Below are 25764 nucleotides of genomic sequence, written 5' to 3'. Positions count from 1 at the left end.
ATTGATGTTTATCAAATAAACGATAAGTTACTGGTAGCCATTGAACCTCTGTTCGACGGATTAAAAATACGTTATTCCATAACAGACAGTAGTTTAAGCATCTGGAAAAATGAACAGGTAATACCCTTTAACCTTGAGCAACAATCAAATGTTCCAAGTGACTTTTTGTGGGCAACCGATGGTTTTTACTTTTTTACCGAGTTAGCGTTAATCAAAAAACTTTTTCCCGCAAAAATGGAATTTTTAAATAGAACCCTCGAGTTAAAACTCACTACCGCTAAAGATGAGTTAGTATTTCCAGTGCAAAAGTTAGCACAACAAGCAACTCAACGAACCTTAAATCGTTTTACCGGCGATCGATATGAATTTAAACTGAATAAAGACCCTATTACTATTGCAGACCAGTATCGTTTATTCACCGTACCTCATGGAAGAGTGCTGCTTGCTGCAGAAACAGACAAAAATTCAACTGGTTTTAATGGTTCGGTGCAATTAGTTTCAGACCTGCTCTATCATTCAGCTAATTTAACTTTAAGTGATACCAACAATAGTGATCTAGCAGCTCGACTTGTATTAAGCCGATTCAAATCTGCACCCAATAAACCCATATTAGGTTTATACGATCAATATCAATTAGGAGATGTTAGCAGTGTTACTAATGGCATCAGTACCAATACTAGTGGAGGTATTGGATTTAAATTCGACAAGCTAGGTGCAGGGGACTATCGCCGCAGCAATCAAGCTATTAATCTACAAGAGATCGCTCCTCCAGGATGGGAGGCTGAATTGTTTAGAAATAATATTTTCTTAGCAGCAACTACAGTACCAAATGATGGGTTGTTAAATTTCGATGACGTAGAAGTAGAATATGGTCTCAATAACTATGAAATTAAACTCTATGGTCCTTATGGTGAAACCCAAGTGCGCAAAAAGTCACTAGACTTAACTAAAAATGCCTTAAACAAGGGCCAGTTCACTCATAGTTTTTACGCTTTAGACAGCAATCATAGATTAATCAACGATCAAAGTGATGCAGATTACAAATTAACCGACTATGGTGCTACATTTGGTTATGGCGTCACTGATAATTGGCAAATAGGCTTTGGCTTTGCTGGGATAGAGAACGAACAACAATTTTACAATATAACCAATGCTCTGACTTTTCCTGGTATGCTGTTTGAAAATGATCTTTCCGTAGACCAAGACGGAAACTACGCTCAGATAACCTCTTTGAAAGGCAGACTATTTTCTAGAGATTCTTATACATTAGAGTTTGAATCCTCTGACAATTTTACCAGTAATAGGATCAGCTCGCCTGGCAAGAATACGAGTATTAGTGGTGCATATTCAAGACCAACAGACTTTGCCAATATTAACTTTAGTGCAAGTTTTAGTGAAAGTGATTTACTAAAACGATCAAGTGTTGGTAACAGGATCTCAGGTAACATTGGGCAATTAATCATCAGACATGATTTAAATTATACGAGTATTACCACAGATAAATTGGAATCTAATTCGATAAGCGGCACTTTAGGCTTAAGCGGTAGTTTACCATATGATTTTAGGATTAGTGCAAATTTGCGTTATCAACCTGAAGAAGACGACATTATTTCAAAAGCATCTTCATTAATTTTACAACGAAATCTTCGAGATAGTTGGGACGGCTACCATAGTTTTAGTGTAAATTACCTACCCTTTGCTGAAAGTACAGCAAATTGGCGTGTAGGTCATAGAGCAGCTTGGCAAGCCGATGAATTTCAACTTAATGTGTCAACAAACTACGACGAATTTAATAAGTGGTCTTTCCAATTAGGCATACAACTATTCTTAGGTTACGACTATCAAAACAATAAATTTTTATTTAATAAAAACATTCAAAGTAATACCGCTACCCTTGATATACATACTTATCTAGATCGTCAGCTCAACGGTGTACCTGATCCACTAGATTACAACTTGGCCGATGTTGAGTTTTATGGCAGCCCTGAATGGGCATCGTTAACAAGTGGTCAGAACGGACGCACTGTTTTACCCGGTGTCACTGCGATTACTCCGTTTAGTTTCGTAGGAAAGTGGAAACAAGGCAGCAATACAATAAATAATGATTATTTGGTGTACACACACCCAGGCGCCTACATAGACGTAAACATGCCATTTGTGTTGTCTACCGATATAATAGGGTTTGTATTGAGAACACAAAATGGTCAAGAAGTTGGCATTCAAAATATTAGTATGGAATTAATAGATAGTGACGGTGAATTTTTACAAACAATAGAAACAGATCTTGATGGTTATTATGAATTTAATGGATTAAGTCCTGGAAAATTTACTATTCGAGTGACCGAATCTAACTTACGCGAACAAGGCTACACCTCACAAACCATTGGCTACTCTTTATTAACAGGTGGTCAAGGCGGATTCAGTGAATTACCCACTATTAAGCTTAGACGTGTAAATGACGATAGTGATCCTATGCAGCAAGCGATTGTTACCCATAGCTTGAATTCAAAAAATTCTGAACCTGTCATTTGGGATGAAGATCCTGAAAAACGACAAAATTACTTTACCCTACCAACCAAAGATAAGGTTATGGCAAAACATTCTCTTGCTCTGAGTAAACAAAATGAAAATAGTGCCCAAAGCCAAGAAAGTATTGCAATAAAGAAACCTGAGTCAGCGATTACAAAAACAGCAGCTACCGTACCCCAAAAATTCTCTTTTTTGCAGAACCAGAAGACGGAAAACGGTTTACCTAGCCTTTCAGTAAGTACCTTGCCAGAACGTGACTTTGAACCTGCTCCATCTTCCTTAGAAGATACATTTAGCAGCGAAACAGCAGGCAAAGCAGTTGAACCAATTCTAGAATCAATTGAGCCTATTGCGTTGAATGGTACAATCGAAAAACAATATCAAGATTCATCGAACTCTGCACCAACACTAGCCGGCGACTTTATTATTCAATTGGGTGCATACACCAGCGAACAAGTCGCACAAAACGTTATAAAACGCTTAAATAGCGCTAAATTACCAGCTCAAAATTTTGACTTAACTTCGAATGACATTAATACCCTGCTGCGTTTATCCTATGGCCATTTCGAATCAATGCAGGAAGCCCTAACATTCGCTAATCAAAATATCGGACAAGAACAAACATACTTTGTTCGTAAAGAGTTCAAAAATGCTAAAAAAGCCATGGTTAAAACCAAATCGTCTATCTCTGAAAGAATAAACACAAAAAAATCAGGCTGGGTAATTCAATTTTACGCATCGAATACGGCAATAACCTCAGCGAATTTACCGATTCAATATAACAAGATTAGCAATGCCCAAACCGCTACCAAGACTATGGATGATGGAAGAACACTTTATTGTTTAATAAGTCAGGTATACCCAGGCAAAAAGAGCGCAAATAATGCTCTAGCGACGTCTGGCGTAACTGGATGGGTAACATCAAGTAGTGCTTTTAGAAATATTGCTAGTTTCTAGGAATTCTGAATGATAACGCAAGATAAATTAGAGCAGTCAATTTGACTAGAAAGTTGTGTTAAATGAACCAAGTATGGGAAAATTAGAATGTGTAAGTATATTTTTGGTATTAGTTTTTACTTGAATCTTACGTTGATGAGTTTCAATGTTTTAGCTATTACCCCTACTTTTAATTTAGTCCAAGAAATTAACTTTGGAAAACTAACCCTAAGTACTGGCAGTTGCCGAATGCTTCCTGCTGATGGTCGAATCATCGCGTTTGAAGGCACCTTTTTGTGCGATTTACCAAGTGAAGGGAGACAAGTTGGCAAGTACACCATCATAGCCAATCCCAACAAACAAGTGCAGGTTAGATTTAAACGAATATTAGACGATGACAATGGCTATCGCTTTAATCCAAGAATGCACCTTATAAGCGACGTTAGTCAAAAAGTTATCTTCGATACTACTGAATATGTACAAATCAATAGTGGAGATTCTGGCATCATTAATATTGATGTTGGAGGCGATTTAACAGTGTATGAGCTCATACCTCCTGGGCAAACTATTAATTTTGTTTTCGATGATGCCATTGCTTGGAATGAACTACCTTAATATGTCACATTTATTCTTCAACCTAACGTTAATAAGAGCTCAGTACCTAATAAAAATTAAGGTGTTGGATTATAGCATTATATCTCTTTTGGCTGTGCTAATGTTGATGAGCGCATGTTCAAGCCAGATCAAAAGTGCTGGAGAAAAACATCAAATTGCTGCTGAAAAATGGAAAGCATTGTCAAATTATACCTCAAGCGAACTACCTAATTTAGGCTATACCATAACGGCCAAGCTAGGTATTAAAAAGATAGAAAATCAGCCTGAACTAGACTTCAGTCAAATTAGATTAGCGACACAAGCTGACCAGCAAAGTATAGATTTGTTGAAGCCTAACTTTGAAGATAAATATATTTGCATTCCTGTGTGTTACCAATTTACCGAGTACGATACAATTTTCGAATCACAAGGCCGAACAATACTAGACCGTTATTTAAATCAAGAAGAATATAGACTATTTAGCTTTTATGCTGAGATGTTTGTATTAAATGATGCATTAGTGGCAATGCACCGAGAAAACCCGTCCTTACTGCCATATTATTTAAACTTTCTAACGATGGTTCAACAGAACATTACAAGCCTCTCAGAACTAACTGATTTTTTGAATGAATACCTATCTTTGGAATCATATAAAGCTTTTATAAACGACCCTCAGGCACAATATAAAAGCTTAGCAGTTGCTTCTCTTGCGAATGAAAACCAGAATTTAAATAATACTTATTTAGCGAAAGAAGCTGATACCGGTTGGAACAAAGAGTCGCCAACGCCGGATAATAATTGGGATATGTCCGATTATATGCCTGAACTGCAAACTTGGCGAATACCTAAAGTACGCAGTGCTGTTTATTCAACTTGGAGTAACGTTAAGGGGATTCCTTTACATGTCGGCGAAATGGTCTGCAGTTACACTGAAAATTATTTTGGTCTGGTAACAGCAATATCAGACATAACAGTCGATATTTTTGTTCAAGGACAGGTCAAAAATATTAGCGATCGCATATTTACAAATTACGCTCCCGGCATTTTGTTTGAACCCAATGAAAACATAGAGTTCTTTCCAATGACCGAAAATATGTCGTTTTCAACGAGTGATGTTGCACCCTGCGCCATTCGTTAGCTATTTAAGGCAATTTATGATGAAGTTACATTAACAATTTATTCTGATATGTAACTTCATTTTCGCGGTTATCTTTCTGCCTTAATAATTAAATTTATCGATATAATACTTAAGATCTTGGTACTCTGCCTCCAAGTAACCTTCGTAGTGCTTCCATTTATATAAAGACCCTTTGTATATGCCCTCTGTCACCTGATCTCGAGAAGGTGTATTGATAATTTTCGTTTTTGCATGTGCATTAAATGTCAAATAATCATCACTACTATTAGAAATATCTAAAAATGCCAACAGTGACTCTACTTCTGATTTAAAATTTTCAACCAAATTTTCATACTTAATAAAATGTACGTTTAAATCAAAATATTTATCGCACCGTTCAAAATGTTGTAAAACATCGATATATTTTTTTGTAATTTTTTCCAATGTACTTAAGAACGTCATCTCTGCATTAAATTCGGTACTAAATAATAAATTTTGTTGCCAAGTACTAATCAAACAATCTAAAGGATGGCGCACAGAGAAAATGAATTTAGCCTTAGGGAATAGAAGGAGTATCAAAGGAATATGTTGGGTATTTAAAGGCATTTTATCAATAATTAAATGATTGCCTAGATCAACAGAGTGGCTCGTGATTTTATCGACACCATCATAATATACTTGTCTTAAAACCTGTATCTCTTCTGAGGTTAGCTCTGCTAATTGTTGAGGGTAAGATTTGCCAAATCGCTTATACATTTCCTTAATAACAATGAAAATAGTTGGACGTTCACTCAAAACGGTGAGAGTAGATTGTGTATCTAAAACAGTATCAAGTAAGGTAGTTCCGGAACGAGGAAAGCCAAGTAGGAATGTTGGGGAATATATTTCAGTTTCTGCTGATTTTGTTTGATGAAGATTCTTAAGAACCTGAAAATCAACGTTTTGATAAAGCAAAGGATAATCAGCAATGTAGATATTATTCGTTTGTTGCACTTTAATATTGTCGTTTTCTTTATATTTTGAGGCTTCGGTAAAACTAGAAAATGCTTGAGAATAATCTTTTGTTTTGTCATACGCTCTTCCTTTTAAATATAAAACATAGGCTGGGTTAGCCTCAAAAACCTGTTGTTTAATATTATTCAAAATTGACAGCGTTTTCTCATATTCCTTGTTATTAAATGCAAGATTAGCTACAGCTGGTTCGTAAAAAATATAATTGTCTTTGGAAATGCGAGAATTATCTAAAACTTCTTTTGCTAGAGCATATTCAGAAACATTGACACATGCATTGAATAGTCTTATCTGTTGCTCAAGATCTAATAAAGCTAAATCATTCTTTAACGCTTGAATCTGTTCGTCGGCTACTTTTTTATTTAAGCTTGATATAGCCGTATCCAATAAAATGAAATGTGTGGGAATGCGAAATACCTCCCACGTTAGAGTAATATTTGCTAACTCTTCAAATTTTTTAGCATACCCTCCGTGACGACTCAACAGATAAAGTAATTTAAACCAAATTGTTTTATGCTCTTGTTTGATATCAAGATTAATCACATTACTAAAAGCATTCAAAGCATTATCAAGGTTGTCCAAAACTAAAAAGCATTCCCCTAATATAATATTTATTTGTATAATTTCTGCTTTCTGCAAACTTTTGTTTTGCAGTAATTTACTCGCTAATACCAATACATAATTAATATTTTCTATGGTGCGGTTGACTCTACCAAACTCAAAATTCACCAACAGATCGTAAAATGATTTATCAAATGGTAATTGGGATGAATCATCTAGCCCATTTGCCACTTTAAATTTATTCAATAATTCTAGCGCTTGCTTTAGGTCTTTTTGGTTAAATGCTTTGCATGATTGATTGTAAAGCTCCAAATCTAATTTACTTTCCATTTTATTTTCTTCTTTATTTGTTTTATAAATATCGTTGATACTTGTGTTACTTAATCTATTTCTAAGCTATTTTTGTGCCATCCTCTTAGTGAAATTACATTTAGTTTTATTAGGTTACTCCTGATATTTTCCGTTTGAACAGCATTTAGAAATTTGTAATTCCATATGAGTGCATTTACAGAGATAAAATTTTCAAGACAGAGGCAGCGAAAACTTACTGTCAATAATTTGTCAGCCTATCAAACTAATCAGTTTCATTATTTATATGCTGCAAAAAACAAAGAATTGACCTCACACTACTAAAATCGTTATGGTTAGTTATCTATTTTAAGCAGGCAAAGCGGTTGATACGAAAAACATTATTATTGAACGGATTATTATTAGTGGTGGCTTGTTCCTCTCAGCAAACTGCTCCTACTCCTCAGCTAAATCAACATAAAATTCCGGCTGCTGATACAAACTTATCGAATAAAACACTCTTGTCTTATGTTCGTGCTTATTTACTGATTGGCAATATTGATAAAGCCCAACAAAACTTCAATAAACTAAAAAATCCAGAGCAATCAACTGACTTTGCGTTAGTCCAAGCCGAACTTTATGCAGCCAAAGGAAATAGTGTTGCCGCTCAACAGGCCTTTTTAATGGCGCTGGATAATAAACAATTTGAACCACAGTTAAACCAACAACTGGTATCTGAAAATTTACTCGATTACTTCTGCGTTGAGAAAAAATGGCCTGCATTACAAGGGTATGGTGAGGCAGTAATAATCAGCCCCCGCTCTTCGACTGCAGATGATCCATCAACGCCTTCAGCCCCTACCCTACAAAGTAACGTGTTAACGCAAATTGGTTTGTGTTTTTTTAATGCCAAGCGTTTAGATGATGCTAGATATTGGCTAGAAAAACTCGACAATACTCAGTCACATGAGCCTTTAGTTTACTTAGCCTTAGCTTACCTCAAGGTAAGCCAGCAAAAGTTTTCTGCAGCGCAAGAGCTAATGACTAAGTATGAAAGTACAAAAGTGACAATTGATGCAAAAACATTGTGGACGGCAATCGAAGTTTACATAGCGCTAAATCAATCAGACCAAGTCACTAAAATAGGTAATCACTTATATTCATTATTCCCTAACAATGAATATACCCGCAAATATATAATTTTGACCAAACGTGAACAAAGACGAGCCCTAGCATTAAATCAATTACGTGCCGCTGAGACTGCTGAGACTAAACCCCAACAAACAGTGCCTCAAGTTCTTAAAACAACAGTTCAAACAACGAATAAAACTAATCATTCCGAGAATACAAACACTATTCTCCTTGCCCCTCCTCGCCTGCATATCATGCAAAAAGGCGAAACTATGTATCAATTGTCTAAAAAGTACGGCGTTTTAGTTGCTGATCTATTGCAATGGAATCCAAGTTTAAAAGTAGACAACATTCCTTTAGGCACGGCTATCAATGTATCTAAACAATAATTTTGTCTTTGCATAGGAGTTAATAGTTTAAATGTAAATTATTCGTAATTTTATATACAGGTCTCTTTATTTACATATACAATCACACTTTGTAAATTGTTAACCATGAGAGAATTAAGTGTGAATAGACTGTTACTCATTGCCATTAGTTTACTGATCAATACATACAGTATTAATGCCCTAGCCAATCATCATGGCGATAAAAATGCCATACAAAAACCCAATGTCATCGTTTTGTTGTCAGATGATCAAGGTTATGGAGATTTTTCAGTAACGGGTAATCCAATAGTCAAAACGCCTAATTTAGACAAACTCGCTACTGACGGTATTCAATTAACAGACTTTCATGTAGATCCCACTTGTTCGCCTTCCCGTGCCGGTTTAATGACAGGTAGATATTCGAGTCGAGTTGGTGTGTGGCTAACCTTTGCCGGTCGTAATCATTTATATAAAGAAGAAATGACCATGGCAGATGTATTTAAACATAATGACTATGCCACAGGCATTTTTGGCAAATGGCATTTAGGCGACAACTACCCTTTTAGACCTACAGATAGAGGGTTTGATAAGTCATTTATTCATGGTGGTGGTGTAGCCGGTGAAACACCAGATTACTGGGGTAACGACTATTTTGACGACACTTACTTTGAAAATGGTGTACCAGTTAAAACTCAAGGTTACACAACAGATGTGTGGTTTGAGCAAGCTCAAAAATTTATTAGCCAAAGCCAGTCTGAGCAAAAACCATTCTTTATCTACTTGGCGGCTAATACGCCCCATGGCCCTTTTAACGTTGAGGAAAAATTATTTAAACCTTATTTAGAGCAAGGTGTACCAGAAAGCCGCGCCAGATTTTATGGCATGATCACAACTGTAGATAAAAATGTCGGTAAATTAAGAGACTACTTACAGCAAAATGGTTTGGCTGAAAACACCCTAATTTTGTATATGACAGACAATGGCACCAGTAAAGGTTATGAAGGACCTAAGAATGGCCTGCCAGTTACAGGTTACAATGCCAATATGCGTGGCAGTAAAACCTCTGCCTACGAAGGCGGGCATCGCGCCGCATCGTTTTGGTATTGGCCAAAAGGTGGCTTTACTGGCAATCAAACTCGGCAACAACTCACCGCACAAATTGATGTGCTACCTACCCTGATCGATTTATTAAAGCTACAACTCCCAAAAACCGTAGACTTTGATGGTAGTAGCCTAGCGCCTATTTTAAACGACAATCAACATAATTTAGCCCAGCGTAAAATGGTGATCCACAATCAAGCAGCGTTTGGTAAACCTCTTGGTGATGGCGCATTGGTTAAAGATAAAGACTATGTAGTTCTACAAGATAAATGGCGCTTAGTAGGTAAAAAATTATTTAACCTAGAAAGTGACCGAACACAAAGTAAAAACCTAGCGCAGCAGTACCCTAAAAAAGCCGCTGAATTACAAACCTTTTATCAAGATTGGTGGGCAGATGTGACGCAATATCAACGTTTGTCTCCCACAATCATTAATCCAGCCAAACAAGCTGAAGTCACTTTAACCTCACAAGCATGGTCAGGAGATATCGCCACTTACGACCAATCACATGTACGAGCAGGTATTCGTAATCGTGGAGCTTGGTATATTGATGTTGAAGTAGCGGGAAATTATCAAGTAGAGTTCAGCCGTTGGCCAAAAGAATCAGCTTTGAGTTTTGGTGATCTGTATCAAAAAGACCTTAGCGACAAAAGGTTAGATCAAAATTTCAACTTATATAAACTTCACAGCCAAGCCATTAAGGTTAAGTCTGTAGAACTAATATTAGATCAGCAAAAAACATTACTAAATATATCCCAACAACAAAAAGTGGCTACATTTAACGTCAATCTAAGCAAAGGTTTACACAAAATAGAAGGCTTATTGCATACTCATGGCGAAGATTTAAGCGCTTATTATATGTATTTAAAAGCCAGTAAATAAAACTTCTCAGACCTATACACATTAAAAATATATAGGTCGTGTTTAATTCAGCAATCTTTATTTAAAACTTAAAATACGCTCAGCTGTGTATTCATTGGTGATCAAGCCGTTGATTAATTGCGACCGTAACGCGCCTAAAATAGCATGTACTTTGTCTTCACCAGCAGCAATAGCACAAACTAACTTTTCAGAGCCGATTTTTAACGGCGTACTTGCCACTCGGTCATTTACCGCACAGTCTAATAACTGACCATTTTGATCAAACACCCAACTGATTATTTCGCCTACGGCGCCTTTATCAAGTAACTCGTCTAATTCTTCTTTGGTAATAAATCCATCTAGATGCAAAGGTGAATTCGCCCCTAAATTCCCTACCCCAACAAAGGTGACATCGGCTTGCGCCGCTAGTTTTAAATTATTTGCTACATAAAATTGACTGTGTAATTGCTCTTTTTCTTCTTTGCTACGGGGAAGCACAGGTAAAGGCATAGGGTAATGTTTAGCATTAATGTGTTCAGCCATACTCACCACCACATTATAAGGTGATGCAGAGCCGTCACTTGCCATATTACCAAGCAAAGCCACCACCTGATGTTGAGCACAATTTAATAGCGCCAATTCTTCGACACAAGCACGTAACACTCGACCTGTGCCCATAGCTAATACTTTTGGTTCAGTAGATTTCAAATGTCTTTCTATTTCACTGGCTCCAGCTTGAGCTAGGCCCACAGTAGATTTAGGATCTTCACCAACACTTGGCACTACTGTACAGTCTTGTAAGTTAAAGCGCTCTTTCAGTTGTTGTTTTAAATCCATACATTTAGCAATGGGATGTTCAAGCCTAACTTTAATTAACCCCTCGCTGACCGATAAAGCCACCATACGTTGCGCCGACTGTCGCGAAATATTTAATTTTTTGGCGATTTCATCTTGCGTATCACCGGCCACATAATATAACCAACCCGCACGGGCCGCATCATCTAGTTTTCTGTCTTCTGATTTCGATAACTTTGCCACGCATCCCCCTATATATTTTTATTAATGACTTAATGCTGGCAGTAAGTCATACAATTGCTGCCAATGCTTAATGGTTTTTATGTCATCTTGATGAGTTTGATTAATCAGGTGACTAGCGCCTGCATATCTGATCACAGAAATATTAGCCGCTATAGCGCCTTGGATCCCTGCTTGCGAATCTTCAATCACCAAACACCGCTCTGCTGGCACCCCCATTTTAGCGGCAGCATGCACAAATAAATCAGGCGCAGGTTTACCATTTTTCACTTCTGATGCGGTAAATACATGTCCGGAAAAGTAACGGTCTAAACCTGTAACATTGAGCGCATTACCCACCTTGGCTGGACTGCTACTGGTAGCCACACAAGACTTTACTTTTAACTTATCTAACATTTTTTCTAATTCAATAGTGGGTTGCAATTCAACAGCAAACACCTCTTTTAACGCCGCTCTGTAAGCTAAACGAAAATCATCCGTTAAGGTAACAGCAAAATCAGCTAATACTTTTGCCGTCACATGTTCAAAGTTATAACCGAGAAAGTTTTTGTCAAAATAATCAGCAGATACGTCAGCTCCGACATCTTTGAGCATTTTTAACAACACACGTTTACTCAAGTACTCACTATCAATTAACACACCATCACAATCAAAAATCACTAAATCGATAGGATGAGAAAATGCAGAAGAACCACCTACAGCCATGTTATTAAGCCTATTAGAGTTTACTTTCTAGATACAATTTACTATTGGGCTCGCTCTTTTAGGTAAAGCGCACTAAGCCATAATATAAAATTGTTATGAGAGAATATTATTTTTAATCAAGAGCTTAATTAAAACATACATTTGCAAAAATGTTGAGGTACTAAATATCAAAGAACCACTGAACATTTACAGACTTTGGCTTTATGGATAATTTCATAAAGCCAAAGTCTGTGGTAAAAGTGTAACCAATTACCATCAAGTTTATTTTGTAGTAATCGTCAAGCCCGCTTTATCAAAATGTAAAATTTTGTTATCAGCAGCACTTAGATAAATATTATCGCCGTATTGTAAGGCACATTCGCCATCAGCTTTAACAGTCAAAGTATCAGCACCATCTATATGTACATGTAAGAATGTCTCTGAACCTAAGTGTTCAACGACTCCCACTTTGCCTTGCCACATACCACTTTCGGTAGATATTTGTAGGTGTTCTGGACGAATACCTATACTACAAGTCTTATCATTGCCTGTTGGTTGCACATCAATAAAATTCATTTTAGGTGAGCCAATAAATCCAGCCACAAAGCGGTTTACCGGATTGTTATATAGCTCTAAAGGTGTGCCCACTTGCTCAATTATACCTGCGTTAAATACCGCAATACGATCTGCCATAGTCATGGCTTCAACTTGATCATGGGTCACATAAACCATTGTTGTAGCTAAACTTTTATGCAATTCAGAAATCTCTAAACGCATGTTCACTCTTAAAGATGCATCTAAATTAGAAAGCGGTTCATCAAATAAAAATGCAGATGGCTGACGCACAATAGCGCGACCAATAGCCACCCGTTGACGTTGTCCACCAGATAATTGGCCTGGTTTACGATCTAAGTAATCATTTAAATTTAATATTTTTGCCGCATTAGCAATTTTCTCTTCGATAACTTCAGCACTGACTTTGGCTCGTTTTAACGGAAAAGCAATATTATTACGTACCGTCATATGAGGATATAAAGCATAAGATTGAAACACCATAGCTAAGCCTCTCTTGGCTGGCGGTGTATCTGTAGCATCGGCTCCGTCAATTTCGATATTACCGCTAGTCGTGTCTTCAAGACCAGCTATCATACGCAATAAGGTAGATTTACCACATCCAGAAGGACCAACAAATACAATAAATTCACCGTCTTTAATTTCTAAATCAATCGGCTTAATTACATTTACGTCACCGAAACTTTTTGTCACTTTTTTTAGTGTGATACTGCCCATTTTGAATTCTCCTATTTAACCGCGCCGAAACTTAATCCGCGAACTAATTGTTTTTGACTAAACCAACCAAGTATTAAAATTGGCACTATGGCCATTGCTGATGCAGCAGACAACTTGGCGTAAAATAACCCTTCTGGACTAGAATAACTGGCAATAAATGCGGTCAATGGGGCAGCATTTGCGGCGGTTAAAATCAGCGTCCAAAAAGCTTCATTCCAAGCTAAAATAACATTTAATAACAAAGTAGAAGCAATGCCTGGCAAAGCGATAGGTAATAACACATGAAAAATCTCTTCTGTTATATTTGCCCCATCCATACGTGATGCTTCCAATATTTCATTAGGTATCTCTCTAAAGTAGGTATATAGCATCCAAACCATTATGGGTAAGTTGATCAAGGTCATCACTATCACCAGTCCCAATTTTGTATCTAACAATCCAAAGTCACGAAACAATAAATAGATTGGGATAAGCACTCCTACTGGTGGCAACATTTTTGTCGATAACATCCACATCAATAAGTTTTTTGTTCTTTTAGTCTGCACAAAAGCCATAGACCAAGCTGCAGGTATAGCGATTAATAAACCCAATAAACTAGAACCTACTGAAATAACGATAGAGTTCCAAAAATGACTAAAATAAGGTGACCTTGCTAGTACATCTTGGTAATTCTCCAAGGTCCAGTCGAACATAAATAAGCTCGGACTGGATGATATTGCTTCAGCTTCAGTTTTAAAGCTGGTCAATAACGTCCATAAAATGGGGAAAAATATCAAACCACTGATGGTCCAAGCTAAAAAGGTATAGATAAGTTTTGAGCGATTACTATTATTTAACGCCATGATTTAGCCCTCTAAGTTTTTGCCAATTAAGCGCATTAAGAAAATAGCGACTATGTTGGCAATTATCACTGCCACAATACCACCGGCTGATCCACCACCTACATCAAACTGCAACAAGGATTGGGTGTATATAAGGTAAGTAATATTGGTGGATTCATATCCTGGTCCACCACTAGTGGTGACCAATATTTCAGCAAAAATTGACAGTAAAAAGATTGTTTCTATCAAGATCACTGCGGTAATCGCACGAGATAAATGAGGAAGAACAATATAAACAAACTTACTGATAGGCCCTGCCCCGTCTAGATCAGCGGCTTCAAGTTGTTCTCTATCAAGAGATTGAATAGCAGTCAGTAGTATTAATGCTGCAAAGGGTAACCACTGCCATGACACAATAATGATAATGGATAACAAAGGTATCTGAGCAAAGAAGTCAACTGGCGCAACGCCAATCCAATTGGCAAAATGCGCAAATAAGCCATTAACAGGATTCATCAGCATATTTTTCCACACTAATGCAGAAACCGTAGGCATTACAAAGAATGGTGCTAAAACCATGATACGAACATAGTTTCGACCCCATATAGCTTGATCGAGCAATATGGCTAAACCAATTCCCCCACCAAGAGTAATAATCAACACCCCGCCAACCAGTAATAGAGTATTAAAAAATGATGCAAAAAATGCCGGATCGGTTAAAAAGAATTCATAGTTTAAAAAGCCAATAAATTCTTCAGTACCCGGGCTTAACAAATTGTAGTCTAAGAAAGAAAAATACAATGTCATACATAGTGGAACTAACATCCAAATCAACAATAATGAAACGGATGGGATCAACATTAGTCTGGCGAGTGAACGGGAGTTGGTAGTTGCCATAACCTAGACCTTCTATAAGTGAAGTTAAAGGTAAGTGCTGAGCACTTACCCACCAATTAAAAATTAACTATTTAGGATATCGAGCTTTGCGCATTGCACGCTCAACTAAACGTTGTGAGCTCTGTAAAGACTGTTTAACCGTCATTTGCCCAGTAAGTGCTGCTGCAAACTGTTGCCCTACTGCAGTACCAATTCCTTGGAATTCAGGGATAGCCACAAATTGAACGCCCACATAAGGAACAGGTTTAACTGTTGGGTTAACCGGATCGGCTGATTGAATAGAATCTAGAGTAATTTGCGCAAAAGGCGCAGCTTTCATGTATTCAGAATTGTTGTACAAAGAAGCTCGTGTACCTGGAGGCACTTTTGCCCACCCTTTTTTCGAAGCGACTAAAGCAGAATATTCTTTAGATGTTGCCCAGCTGATGAATTTCATTGCAGCATCTGACTTTTTGCTGCTAGATGGAATAGCTAATGTCCAAGCCCACAACCAATTTCCACGTTTACCAAGACCATTATCTGGAGCCAAAGCAAAACCGACTTTATCTGCTACTTCAGAATCTTTTTCGTTAGTAACAAAAGCACCTGCAACAGTTGCATCAATCCACATACCACACTTACCGGTTTGGAATAATGCTAAGTTTTCGTTAAAACCATTAGCAGATGAGCCAGGAGGGCCATACTTATTCATGATATTGACGTAATATTGCAGCGTATCGTGCCACTCTTTAGTATCAAACTGAGGTTTCCAATTTTCATCAAACCAACGTGCACCAAATGAATTTGACATAGCTGTGATTAAGGCAATATTTTCGCCCCAACCTGCTTTACCACGTAAACATATTCCGTAGATACCAGCATTTTTGTCGGTCATTGCTTCTGCTGCTTTAAGAATAAAGTCCCAGCTTGGTGCTTTTGGCATGTCTAAACCGGCTTTTTTAATAAGGTCCGTACGGTACATAACCATAGAACTTTCACCATAAAACGGAGCAGCAAATAAATTTTTATTTACCGACAAACCATCTTTTATCGCCGGTAAAAGATCATCCATATCGTAAGATGCACCAAGGTTGTCTAATTCTTGTAACCAGCCTTGTTTAGCCCAAATTGGTACTTCATATGTACCTATGGTCATCACATCATACTGACCGCCTTTAGTAGCAACATCAGTAGTAACACGTTGACGTAAAATATTTTCTTCAAGTGTGACCCATTTAAGTTCTATATCAGGGTTTTTCTTTTCAAAATCACCGCTAAGTTCTTTCATAGTGATCATGTCACCGTTATTAACTGTGGCAATAGTAATAGTTTCTGCGATGACTGTTGCACTCATTGACAGAGCTGCACATGCCATTATTGTTAATTTATTCAACATTGGGTATTCCCCTTATTATTCAAAATTAATGTCTCACCTAACTAAGATGAGACTGTTTTGCTAATTTATTCTTGGTAAAACTAAAGCGACTAATGTTTTTAGAATTTAACAGAAATCTCAGAAGTGAAACCGTCAAAACCAGTACCTATTTGACCACCAGAGTTAACACCTTCATCTTGATCAACATATTCAAACTTCAAAAGCGTTTTGTCATTGAACCAATAACCAGCTGCCAGCTGAATTCGCTCAACCTTGTTGTCAATTTGTGCAATTAAATCAGAAGTATTTTCAGCTTCTTGATAACGGGCCGCTAGATAAAATTTGCCAGGAATAATGTAGTGTTGTGCTTCAATATTCCAATAATCAACCGACGACTCACCTTTAATCACAGTACTTGAATCGAAAGTAGTCCCTGTAAGATCAGCCGCACCATTCGCATCACCTAAGTATGTAACGCCAGCTACTGCGTTACCGTCAGCATCTGCAAAGGTATAATCATCACTAGACTGACCAATCATGAAAATCACACTGGTATCAGCGTTAGGCTGATAAGCTAAATTTAACTGCATAATTGATTGCTCAAGACCAGGCATAATGCCAACATGTGTATCACGTTCACTCGAAGCTGAAGCAGAGAAGTTATAGTTTTCACCATCACCAAAACGATAATTAGTGGTTGTTAAACCAGCTAAACTTGCAACACCATTACCATCAAAGCGTAGTTGATCGCCTTGGTTGGCTTGGAATAACTTCATACTGGCTTTAAAACCGCCAGCAAATTCAAGAGTACCTTCAAGTCTATAGTTAAAGCCTCTGTCTTCTTGGAAGGCCTCACCAAAACTTGAGGTAGTCATATGAGCAGCAATATTGTAGGCACGGATAGGACCGTTACTTAATGATTTGCTATAACTTAGCTGCGCACCATTTTCTGCGGTTGCGTAATCTGTTATGCCATTACCAATAAGTGCATTACCTTGGTTGTCAGCGCCGTCTTGAAAACCTTTAAAATTGAACGGAGCAGCACCAATGTTACCCAAACGGAGTGTTAGGTTAGAGTCGTCGCTCGCCATGCCAGAAAGCCCTAAGAGTTCAAATTCAATACCTGCAAAATCTTGGTGGAATGAGAAATCTCGATCACCGTTATTACCAAAGTCATTCGGCTCTTCGGCAATGTCTACATCGGCAGTGATATATTCATTGATGTGGAACTTAAATTGTAGGTTCAACCTCATTCGACCAAAACCTGAAGACTGCTCTTCGTCCGCAGGTCGAAACGCACCATCTTTCGCTTGAATAGCTTGGTAATTTTGCAGCGCTAAAAAGTTAATTTCAGCTAGACCATCAAGGAATTCTGCAGATTGAACATGAGCTGGGGCTGATGCAGCCATAACTGCAGCGGCGAGCAAACCAAGCTTGCCAAACCTAGATACTGATCTATTGCGGTCATTTGAATTAGAGATAGTAAGTGCGTTTTTGTCTGCTGACAAAGTATGTGTGTTTTGTATATTTTTCAACATGGTTGACTCTCTATATGTGTGTGAATAGGTTAATGAAATCCATTCTGCTGAACATTTTTCAATCAATTAAACTTTATTTTTATACCAACACCAGAAAGGCATATAACAAATTTAATGAAGTTCAATCCCTTGCTTGGTCATTTGCTCAACTCGTGAGCATATTCCCTGATAGATAATAAACAGTCAACCATTTTATTTACAAAACACATCACATTTATCAACAAAAATAAAAATCAACTTTAAATACAACAACTTGTATTGTTAATTAAATTTACATTAAATGATGTATTGTTAAAAAACATGATTGGAATTGGTTGGCCTAATAATAGTCTAAGATTATATTTTTGCAGAATGACAGCTAATTAAAATTTACAAAAAGTGTGGTTTAAGCCTGAAAATGTAAAATTGATAGCAGTAATGAGTGATTAATTTTGATGGAATAGCTCGAACTTCGGCTAGTTAAAAACAAGTGAGAAAGATCGTTGAATCAAACGAAATAAAGCAATTCTGTAATGAGAGTTATTACTGAAGAACAATAGAAAACCTGAATACTGGATAAGCCGAACCTCTCGATAACGCTCTTTTTGTGCCTAGCCGCGTTGGATGAGAGTCTAGCAATAACACGTTATTACGTACGACAATCCGCCTTGCTATACACAAAAATTTCGTCACCGAGTAAGCATTCAGATGAGGTGATTTGGGTGAACGTCATTAAGCTATTGATTGTAATGATAAATTCAGATTAGACGATATTTCTTATCCAGAACTCAGGTTAGATAATATAAAGTTAAAATAAAATGTGGATGCCCCTAAAAGCTAGGAACAACGTTATGGAATCTAAACTGGGTACCAGGATTAGCAATTAACTCTGCTTCTTTTTCACCAATAACTTTAGCTCTCTGGCTAATATCGTCAGCAGAAATAGTCTAAGCTAACGATAAATCATCTTGAAAATGCTTGCCTCAGAACATAACAATTTGCGAAGCTTTTTAGCTCACTAAAGTCAACATTGAACAAACAAAAAACATAGAAGAATTTACCTAGACAAATGATTAGTGGGATATGGTAAAATTTAGTCCTCAATTTCTATTTTAATAGTTGTAATTCGATTGCCTTACTCTGAATTATTAAAACCAATAAAATCTTTTCTTAAATGTGAAACTCCTGATGAGTGGGTTGCAGAAGCGATTAAACCCGAAAATTTCACAATGCTACTTTTAGATCACTTGATATGTGAGTTGAAAGCATCTCAGAGTGCGATGTTTCTTATCCGTAAATATGCTGTTGATAAACAAAGTGGAGATGCTTTATTGGAATGGTTAAACCCGTTTGAAACATATATTTATAAAAGAGAAGGTAACTGGCGTGATCTTGCCGCTAAGAACAAACTTACTAAATCAGTAGTACCTAAATCCAACTCACCTTATGGGCAAGACTTAATTGATAAAATGGTGTTATTGATCAAAGAAGAATTACATCATTTTTATCAGGTATTAGAGATGATGGATCATTACACCATTGAATATAAAAGTATTACACCATCACGTTATGCTAAAGGCATGCTAAAACATGTTAAAACTCACGAGCCAAACACCTTAATAGATAAACTTATATGTGGTGCTTATATTGAAGCCCGCTCTTGTGAACGTTTTGCGAAATTAGCCCCACATGTTGATAAAAAATTAGGCGATTTTTATATTTCTCTTTTAAGATCTGAAGCTCGTCACTATCAAGATTACCTTACCCTTGCCGAAGAGATAGCTGGTCAAGATATAACAGAACGTATAGCATATTTTGGTGAGGCGGAGGCGGAGCTTATTTCTTCACCTGATGCTGATTTTAAGTTTCATAGCGGAATACCTCTCATCGTAAAAAAAGCCGGTTAGTGCTGGCTTAAGAATGTATAACATTTTGCTTCGAACTGAGATAACAGAATCGGCCGCAAACAACCGAGTTTAAAACAGACCCAACTGTTTGGCGTCTTGTTCATTGAGATCAAGCTCGACTAGTTGGTTCTGCACATAGCTTTAACCAATTGTATTACTTGGCTAGGAGCCAATTTAGGCTCCCCCTTTTATCACCATATGAATGTAATCACCTGGAATTTCTAGCTCTTGAATATCAAAATCGTAGTCATATCCTATCTTGCGAATAATCGCTTTCATCGCTTCGCGATAAGGCTCTACAAACACTTTATGTCAATATTTGGGTATCCAAAGCAACTGATACATTAAGCGATAAACTCGATGTGTATTTCTCTGAAGTTCCATATGATGAGTAGCATAAACTGGGTAAACCCAGGGATTTACCCTTTGCGGTTAATATTCAATACATGGCTGGGCGTTTGAGTGAGTTATGTTAAGCTAAACAACTGACGCCTTAATTAACCGGGACGGAAGGGGCTAGTTGAAACTCAAAAATGCGTTATTATTTATCATCCTTATATGTAGTGGTTTTTGTTTTGGTTCCCATGCAGAAATCATTAAAATATTAGGTCCTCTACATAAAAATGACGCCAGTCATGATTATTTTGTGCATATCCTAAAAAGGGCATTAGCGGTGACTGCTGATCAGCCTAGTATTGAAATATCAATAAATAAACTCCCTTACCCAGGTCAAAAACGTGCGATGAAGTTGTTAGAATCGGGGGAGTTTTATGATGTTAACTGGTCTGCTAATTCATTAGAGCGTAATGAAAAATTGATTTATGTTCCATTTCCATTGTTTAAAGGTTTATTAGGTCATAGAGGATTTGTTATCACCCCTGCAAACCTTCCTAGATTTAAAAACATCACTAGCTTAGCCGAACTAAAACGATTAACTATATGTCAAGGGCGTGGATGGCCTGATGTAAAAGTGCTTAGCGATAATGGCTTTAACATTACAGAAGTGACCTATTTTCCCGCTATGTTAGACATGGTTAAGTTGGCAAGGTGTGACGCCGTACCTTTAAGTGTTTTAGAGGGAGCCGTTGAAGTTGCCTCTTTAAGTAATAAATCTGGGGAGTTGATATTTTTTAATGAACTGATTATTTCTTATGAATTGGTGATGAATTTTTATTTGCCTAAGACTCGAATGAAATTGAAGAATCGTTTGTACAAAGGTTTATTGATCCTAGAGAAAACGGGTGAATTCGAAAAAATAATGCGTACACAAGTGTTAACACGAGATGTGATGAAGCATCTGAATCGCAATGTAAAACAGGTGATTGAATTACCTATTCAAGAAAAGCATATCATTGAACAGCGACAATTTTTTATACGTTAAGGTAAAGTTATTGTGCGCTAAGTTAGCTCTGTATTTATAGAAATACAGAGCTAGTATTGATACTTATTTTTTAGATTTTTGTTTTAAGATGTGTTGCTTAGCAGACCAACTTAGATGACGGTCAAATAGTTGACCATATTTGGAATAACCATTGTATTGGACACTTTCTTGTTGCCACTGATCCACGTGTTGATCGTATAAATTACGCATCTTTTCTAAGGTGCTGGCATAACGAACATCACTGGCAATGTTTTTCATTTCATAGGGATCATTAGCCAAATCATAAAGCTCTTCTGTAGGCACTAAGTTTTGTTTCTCGTCTTGGTAATACCAATATATATATTTATAGCGATCATCTAACACTGTTAAGTTGCGAGTTTCCTCGTGACCCCATACTTGAATATGCGGCATACTGGGTCTGACCTGTTGATTTGTTTCCTGTAATATCGGTAACAAACTGACGCCATCCCATGAGCTAGGTTTTTCAATACCTGCAAGATCTAAAATAGTGGCACTGATATCCACACCAGCCGTTAACGATGCAGTAGTACGCATCTTGCCACTTTGTCTATTACGAGGATCATAAATAATAAGGGGGACTCTTGCGCCTTCTTCATAAGGTAATACTTTACTGCCTAAGCCATGAGAACCATTAAAATAACCATTGTCCGAAGCAAAAATGATTACTGTATTATCAGCAATATTTTGTTTTTCAATTTCCTCTAAAATCATGCCGATTGATTGGTCGATGCCATAAATCAGTTGATGGTATTCTCGTAAAGCTTGTTGGTAAGAGTCTTCTTCGGAGTAGCCCCAATCTACAAACCTAGGATACTGTCGGCCAAGTTGTGAATGTTTAGAGAAGTGCTTTCCTGCTTCACGACCATAGTTGGGCAGTTTTCTAAATTCTGTATTTTCATAGACATGATCAAACTTAGGGTCTGGCGATACAGGTCTATGAGGCGCTTTGTAAAAAACACTCATAGCAAAAGGTTGACTAGTTTTGACTGAATCTTTGATAAAATCAATGCTGGCCGCGCCATAAGCCAAACTACTATGAGGGTAATCTTTTGCATACTTTTTGATTGTTTTATTTCGCGCGGTTGCATAACTGGTTTGCCCAGGGCTACCGCCCCAAAAATCAAAATCATGTTGGGCTATTTTACCTTCTTCTTCATTCCGCTTTTTAGCAGACATATCAGCTACTGCAAAACCAAATTTACCAGCAAACCCCACTTTATATCCCGATTGCTTCAATAGTACCGGATAGGATTTTTGCCAAATAGTGGTAGCCATGGGACCGTGGCCAAAATTAGTACCGTTTTTATATTCGTACATACCAGACATGATACTGGCACGACTAGCCATGCAAATAGAAGTGGTGTTGTAATGTCGAGCAAATACTACGCCCTGATTGGCTAATTTATCAATGTTTGTGGTTTTGACATCTGGATTACCAAAGGCTCCTATAGTGTCGTAGGCTTGATCGTCAGTAAAAAAGAAAATGATGTTAGGCTTTTTTATGTCTAGCTGCGGCGCGACCTCTGCCTTAGTAATTGTGTGGTTTTTGGCACAGCCTGTGAATAGTAAATTACCCAATAAACACAAAGTAGTGAGTAATCCCCAAGTTTTTAATCTTTTATTTTGAATCGACATATCTGTTATTTTAAATATAAATAAACCGAATAATTGTATGAATATTTAGATATTAAAGCTACTTGTAGAATGTAAATTTTTTGTAATATTACCAGCCTAGGTCAAATAGATTCTAAACAATGGATAAGAGGGACGTGAAGTATTAGCAATATAATTTAATAGTTCAATCCATTACACAATATTATGAACCGCACCATTTAGTTGCACTAATGTCGGCACAAATTCTGTTCGTTATATGCTTTAAAGGATAAAATGAGTCACTATCAAAGCATATAAGTATTGGCCTACTATTCGATTTTTAGTGCTTTTTGTTCTAATACTTGTTCTTTCGGTTGCCAACTGATCCTGACATCAAGGCGGTGGCGATTTTCTTCTTCGCTAGCAGATACTTTTAAATGTAATAGCCCTTCAGGATGGATCTCGATCACACCGTTATCATCACTTAGTTCAAGTTTACCTTTACCCATGCCTTTGGTAATTGCCTTTAATATATCTTGAATACTTTTATTGTCTTGTAACGACTCGTGACGAAAGGTGTTTTTGTTTTGCAACATGCTTGTTCCTAATTTAAATGTAGTGCCTTGGATCAAAAACTTTGGCATAAGGGTAATCATTACTGATCCCTACTATCCGACGATCAGGATGAATAATAGTCGCCCCCATACCAATACCACAAAGACCTTCTTTTTTCCTAGAATTACGATCCAGAGTAATATCAGCTTCAATATGTATGATGCCATTTTGATTGACTATGCGCTGCCCTTGTTTACGATTTTTATGACCATGAACAATAAAGTGCAAGCCTTCATTTTTAAAGATATTCACCCCCTCTTCGGTGAGTGGCATATCAACGGGTCTGTATTTAGTACGTAAAGAGTTGGCTAGAGTGCCGTAGTAAAAGCTAAACAGATCTTTTTTAACCAGTTGTTGGTATCGTTGATTAATATCTTTTATGCCAAATTCATTTATTTGCTTACAGATAGTGTCGTCGACACCTGCATGTAAAAATAGAAACGCCCCTTTACGGTAAATTAATTTCATGGAATCAAAAAACCAGCCATATTGCCCGTTTTTATCGAGAAATAGCTCTTGGCATTTTAAAGCCGTGGCATAAACATCAAGTATCGTTAATCCTGATTTTAAACAGCTCTTTTCAAAAGAGGCTATTTTGTTTTCCATACGGTTTAATTCTCGCTCCACACTTTCTGAGGTCAATAAAGTAGCTGCGAGTGGAAATTTTTGGAACCAGTCGTCACCAGGAAATAACCGTTTACGGCACTCTTTACTACTGGGTAATGATGGTGACGTAGGTTTGTCTTTTACATAAAGTTCGTAAACCTCTTTCAGTAGCGGAACCACTTTATTGCCCATTCGCACAAATAAGTGTTCTGTTAAGGTGTCTTTTTTACCTTGCAAAGATTGTAGGCCCATTAACAGCCGCATATCGTGATTACCAGCCAGTAATTTTACTTTCACATTACTTTGTCTGAGGTGTTGCAGCGCATCAAGTAACTGTAAATTACTTGGACCTTTATCTAAACAATCGCCACCTATAATATAAGTCGCATCTTGAGAGGCTTTATTGACTACAAAATCAGTTGCACCAGTACCCGTTTTTAATACTGTGCCTGTGGCGACTAATGAAGCGATAAAAGCGTCAGCATCAGCATGGGCATCAGAAATAAAATAAAGTGTTTTTTTCGGCCATAGCCAATTTACGTGCTGGCTTAAATCAACATCATGTCGATCTGTTTTTGAGCGCAATAAGTTACCTGAATGTTTAGCATCTAATTGCCAATTTTCACCTTGGATAGGCAGTACTATGGCATTAGGGTGATAACAATCAAATTTAGGTATGTAGTCAGACAGTCCAGTGTTTGGCATATTTTAAATAAAAATAAGAAACCTTGGTTCTATTTATATTACACATTGATTACAGTTAGATGAAAGTCAGAATATTATTTTGACTAGGCACGGAATATTGTGAGCCACAAAAGAGCTTAATCAATTGCAAGATCTGATTGCTGGCGTATTTTCCAATGACCATCTATATGTGAAAACAATCCATTGTCGACTTTAAAAAGTATCGGCCGTGCATGATACATACTCAGAGCTGCAATCTGTTCAAATGTTAAAATATCTAAATGGTAGGCAGCATGTCGAAACGCGGCACCATGGCCAAAGAATAATTTTAGTTTGTTTTTTTCGGGAGAGATGATTGTTTCTGGAAGTTTGTTTACCGAGTTTGCCCACTGACTTAGGTGGGTTTTAACTCTTTCCCCTGCTTGTAATAAGGACTCTGCTCCTTGTAAAGGTAAGCAATAATGACTATCTGATTTCCAATTTTTGTCTGGTACTTGATAACGAGGATCTTGATGAAGTACAGCTTCAATTTGTTCAATGGACAGGTTTGCGGCACAGCCGACGGTGCGTTCGGCTAAAGCATCATATCCAACCAGTTTAGGGGCAGAGGCAAAATACGGTTGCAATTGTTCGATAAATATACTCGCGGTTTGCCAAGCTCGTAGCAGGTTTGAACAATCCACTGCAGGATCTAACATACAGTTATATTTATCTAATAAGTTAGCTAATTCTTGCGCGCCAGCTAGTGCTTGCTTTTTACCCTCAGTGTTTAAAGGGTAAGGTTGCAGTGCACTTGGGGTGTTTGCTAATTGATGATAATCACCGTGACGAATAAAGGCACAATATAAATGAGACACTGTAT

At 37.3% G+C, this 25764-nt stretch carries 21 protein-coding genes; 7 read left to right on the top strand and 14 right to left on the bottom strand.

What is annotated here, in order from left to right; all coding sequences use genetic code 11:
* Window positions 1-737: 737 nt before the first annotated feature.
* Window positions 738-878: a hypothetical protein gene (locus tag GQR87_RS22635; protein ID WP_158968173.1), complete on the bottom strand. Its 141-nt coding sequence runs from the start codon at window positions 876-878 to the stop codon at window positions 738-740.
* A gap of 292 nt (window positions 879-1170) precedes the next feature.
* Between GQR87_RS22635 and GQR87_RS22630 the strand changes: the two genes are divergently transcribed.
* From GQR87_RS22630 to GQR87_RS07875, 3 genes are all read left to right on the top strand, one after another.
* Complete coding sequence (locus GQR87_RS22630; protein ID WP_370459631.1) at window positions 1171-3486, top strand: SdrD B-like domain-containing protein; 2316 nt, start codon at window positions 1171-1173, stop codon at window positions 3484-3486.
* 87 nt (window positions 3487-3573) lie between these two features.
* Window positions 3574-4080 (top strand): hypothetical protein, encoded by a 507-nt coding sequence (locus GQR87_RS07880; protein WP_158968169.1) that lies wholly within the window; start codon window positions 3574-3576, stop codon window positions 4078-4080.
* Entirely contained in the window at window positions 4067-5197 is a 1131-nt protein-coding gene (locus GQR87_RS07875; RefSeq protein WP_158968167.1) for a hypothetical protein, read from the top strand. The genes GQR87_RS07880 and GQR87_RS07875 overlap by 14 nt, the downstream gene beginning before the upstream one ends.
* 81 nt (window positions 5198-5278) lie before the next feature.
* On the opposite strand, the gene GQR87_RS07870 is transcribed toward GQR87_RS07875, so the two are convergent.
* Window positions 5279-7078 carry a sulfotransferase gene (locus GQR87_RS07870; RefSeq protein ID WP_158968165.1) on the bottom strand — a complete coding sequence of 600 codons (1800 nt, stop codon included), beginning with the start codon at window positions 7076-7078 and terminating at the stop codon, window positions 5279-5281.
* A 344-nt stretch (window positions 7079-7422) separates the two neighbouring features.
* Between GQR87_RS07870 and GQR87_RS07865 the strand changes: the two genes are divergently transcribed.
* The gene (locus tag GQR87_RS07865; RefSeq protein WP_158968163.1) at window positions 7423-8556 is read left to right on the top strand and encodes a LysM peptidoglycan-binding domain-containing protein; all 1134 of its coding nucleotides are present in this window, start codon (window positions 7423-7425) and stop codon (window positions 8554-8556) included.
* 120 nt (window positions 8557-8676) lie between these two features.
* Complete coding sequence (locus GQR87_RS07860; RefSeq protein WP_158968161.1) at window positions 8677-10518, top strand: arylsulfatase; 1842 nt, start codon at window positions 8677-8679, stop codon at window positions 10516-10518.
* 57 nt (window positions 10519-10575) lie between these two features.
* On the opposite strand, the gene GQR87_RS07855 is transcribed toward GQR87_RS07860, so the two are convergent.
* The 7 genes from GQR87_RS07855 to GQR87_RS07825 form a co-directional block, all read right to left on the bottom strand.
* The gene (locus GQR87_RS07855) at window positions 10576-11535 is read right to left on the bottom strand and encodes a sugar-binding transcriptional regulator (RefSeq protein ID WP_158968159.1); all 960 of its coding nucleotides are present in this window, start codon (window positions 11533-11535) and stop codon (window positions 10576-10578) included.
* A 21-nt stretch (window positions 11536-11556) separates the two neighbouring features.
* Window positions 11557-12237 (bottom strand): HAD family phosphatase, encoded by a 681-nt coding sequence (locus GQR87_RS07850; protein WP_158968157.1) that lies wholly within the window; start codon window positions 12235-12237, stop codon window positions 11557-11559.
* Between the two features lie 261 nt (window positions 12238-12498).
* Complete coding sequence (locus GQR87_RS07845) at window positions 12499-13506, bottom strand: ABC transporter ATP-binding protein (protein WP_158968155.1); 1008 nt, start codon at window positions 13504-13506, stop codon at window positions 12499-12501.
* 11 nt (window positions 13507-13517) lie between these two features.
* Window positions 13518-14348, bottom strand: a complete 831-nt coding sequence (locus GQR87_RS07840; protein ID WP_158968153.1) for a carbohydrate ABC transporter permease — start codon at window positions 14346-14348, stop codon at window positions 13518-13520.
* Between the two features lie 3 nt (window positions 14349-14351).
* Window positions 14352-15224, bottom strand: a complete 873-nt coding sequence (locus GQR87_RS07835) for a carbohydrate ABC transporter permease (protein ID WP_158968151.1) — start codon at window positions 15222-15224, stop codon at window positions 14352-14354.
* A gap of 67 nt (window positions 15225-15291) precedes the next feature.
* Window positions 15292-16599, bottom strand: coding sequence for a sugar ABC transporter substrate-binding protein (locus GQR87_RS07830; RefSeq protein WP_158968149.1), 1308 nt, complete (start codon window positions 16597-16599; stop codon window positions 15292-15294).
* Between the two features lie 98 nt (window positions 16600-16697).
* Window positions 16698-18116 (bottom strand): hypothetical protein, encoded by a 1419-nt coding sequence (locus GQR87_RS07825; RefSeq protein ID WP_370459623.1) that lies wholly within the window; start codon window positions 18114-18116, stop codon window positions 16698-16700.
* Between the two features lie 1109 nt (window positions 18117-19225).
* Between GQR87_RS07825 and GQR87_RS07815 the strand changes: the two genes are divergently transcribed.
* Window positions 19226-20002 carry a tRNA isopentenyl-2-thiomethyl-A-37 hydroxylase MiaE gene (locus tag GQR87_RS07815; protein ID WP_158968147.1) on the top strand — a complete coding sequence of 259 codons (777 nt, stop codon included), beginning with the start codon at window positions 19226-19228 and terminating at the stop codon, window positions 20000-20002.
* A gap of 174 nt (window positions 20003-20176) precedes the next feature.
* Here GQR87_RS07815 and GQR87_RS07810 read toward each other — a convergent pair whose 3' ends face one another.
* Entirely contained in the window at window positions 20177-20308 is a 132-nt protein-coding gene (locus tag GQR87_RS07810; RefSeq protein ID WP_158968145.1) for a transposase, read from the bottom strand.
* Window positions 20309-20522: 214 nt separating this feature from the next.
* Between GQR87_RS07810 and GQR87_RS07805 the strand changes: the two genes are divergently transcribed.
* The gene (locus GQR87_RS07805; protein WP_158968143.1) at window positions 20523-21383 is read left to right on the top strand and encodes an ABC transporter substrate-binding protein; all 861 of its coding nucleotides are present in this window, start codon (window positions 20523-20525) and stop codon (window positions 21381-21383) included.
* Between the two features lie 63 nt (window positions 21384-21446).
* Here GQR87_RS07805 and GQR87_RS07800 read toward each other — a convergent pair whose 3' ends face one another.
* The 4 genes from GQR87_RS07800 to GQR87_RS07785 form a co-directional block, all read right to left on the bottom strand.
* Window positions 21447-23039: a sulfatase gene (locus GQR87_RS07800; RefSeq protein WP_158968141.1), complete on the bottom strand. Its 1593-nt coding sequence runs from the start codon at window positions 23037-23039 to the stop codon at window positions 21447-21449.
* 287 nt (window positions 23040-23326) lie between these two features.
* Entirely contained in the window at window positions 23327-23593 is a 267-nt protein-coding gene (locus GQR87_RS07795; protein WP_158968139.1) for an amphi-Trp domain-containing protein, read from the bottom strand.
* A 13-nt stretch (window positions 23594-23606) separates the two neighbouring features.
* Window positions 23607-24923, bottom strand: a complete 1317-nt coding sequence (locus tag GQR87_RS07790) for a metallophosphoesterase (RefSeq protein WP_158968137.1) — start codon at window positions 24921-24923, stop codon at window positions 23607-23609.
* A gap of 116 nt (window positions 24924-25039) precedes the next feature.
* Window positions 25040-25759 carry a histidine phosphatase family protein gene (locus tag GQR87_RS07785; protein WP_158968135.1) on the bottom strand — a complete coding sequence of 240 codons (720 nt, stop codon included), beginning with the start codon at window positions 25757-25759 and terminating at the stop codon, window positions 25040-25042.
* Window positions 25760-25764: the final 5 nt, after the last annotated feature.

This window comes from Paraglaciecola sp. L3A3 (genome assembly GCF_009796765.1).
Taxonomy (GTDB): domain Bacteria; phylum Pseudomonadota; class Gammaproteobacteria; order Enterobacterales; family Alteromonadaceae; genus Paraglaciecola.
This window is presented reverse-complemented; position numbering and strand designations above follow the sequence as displayed.

Bases quoted from the DNA above. Each gene is read 5' to 3' on its own strand.
- GQR87_RS22630 (WP_370459631.1), top strand. From the start codon at position 1,171: ATGCTGTTTGAAAATGATCTTTCCGTAGACCAAGACGGAAACTACGCT.
- GQR87_RS07880 (WP_158968169.1), top strand. From the start codon at position 3,574: ATGTGTAAGTATATTTTTGGTATTAGTTTTTACTTGAATCTTACGTTG.
- GQR87_RS07875 (WP_158968167.1), top strand. From the start codon at position 4,067: ATGAACTACCTTAATATGTCACATTTATTCTTCAACCTAACGTTAATA.
- GQR87_RS07870 (WP_158968165.1), bottom strand. From the start codon at position 7,078: ATGGAAAGTAAATTAGATTTGGAGCTTTACAATCAATCATGCAAAGCA.
- GQR87_RS07850 (WP_158968157.1), bottom strand. From the start codon at position 12,237: ATGGCTGTAGGTGGTTCTTCTGCATTTTCTCATCCTATCGATTTAGTG.
- GQR87_RS07845 (WP_158968155.1), bottom strand. From the start codon at position 13,506: ATGGGCAGTATCACACTAAAAAAAGTGACAAAAAGTTTCGGTGACGTA.
- GQR87_RS07840 (WP_158968153.1), bottom strand. From the start codon at position 14,348: ATGGCGTTAAATAATAGTAATCGCTCAAAACTTATCTATACCTTTTTA.
- GQR87_RS07835 (WP_158968151.1), bottom strand. From the start codon at position 15,224: ATGGCAACTACCAACTCCCGTTCACTCGCCAGACTAATGTTGATCCCA.
- GQR87_RS07830 (WP_158968149.1), bottom strand. From the start codon at position 16,599: ATGTTGAATAAATTAACAATAATGGCATGTGCAGCTCTGTCAATGAGT.
- GQR87_RS07825 (WP_370459623.1), bottom strand. From the start codon at position 18,116: ATGTTGAAAAATATACAAAACACACATACTTTGTCAGCAGACAAAAAC.
- GQR87_RS07800 (WP_158968141.1), bottom strand. From the start codon at position 23,039: ATGTCGATTCAAAATAAAAGATTAAAAACTTGGGGATTACTCACTACT.
- GQR87_RS07795 (WP_158968139.1), bottom strand. From the start codon at position 23,593: ATGTTGCAAAACAAAAACACCTTTCGTCACGAGTCGTTACAAGACAAT.
- GQR87_RS07790 (WP_158968137.1), bottom strand. From the start codon at position 24,923: ATGCCAAACACTGGACTGTCTGACTACATACCTAAATTTGATTGTTAT.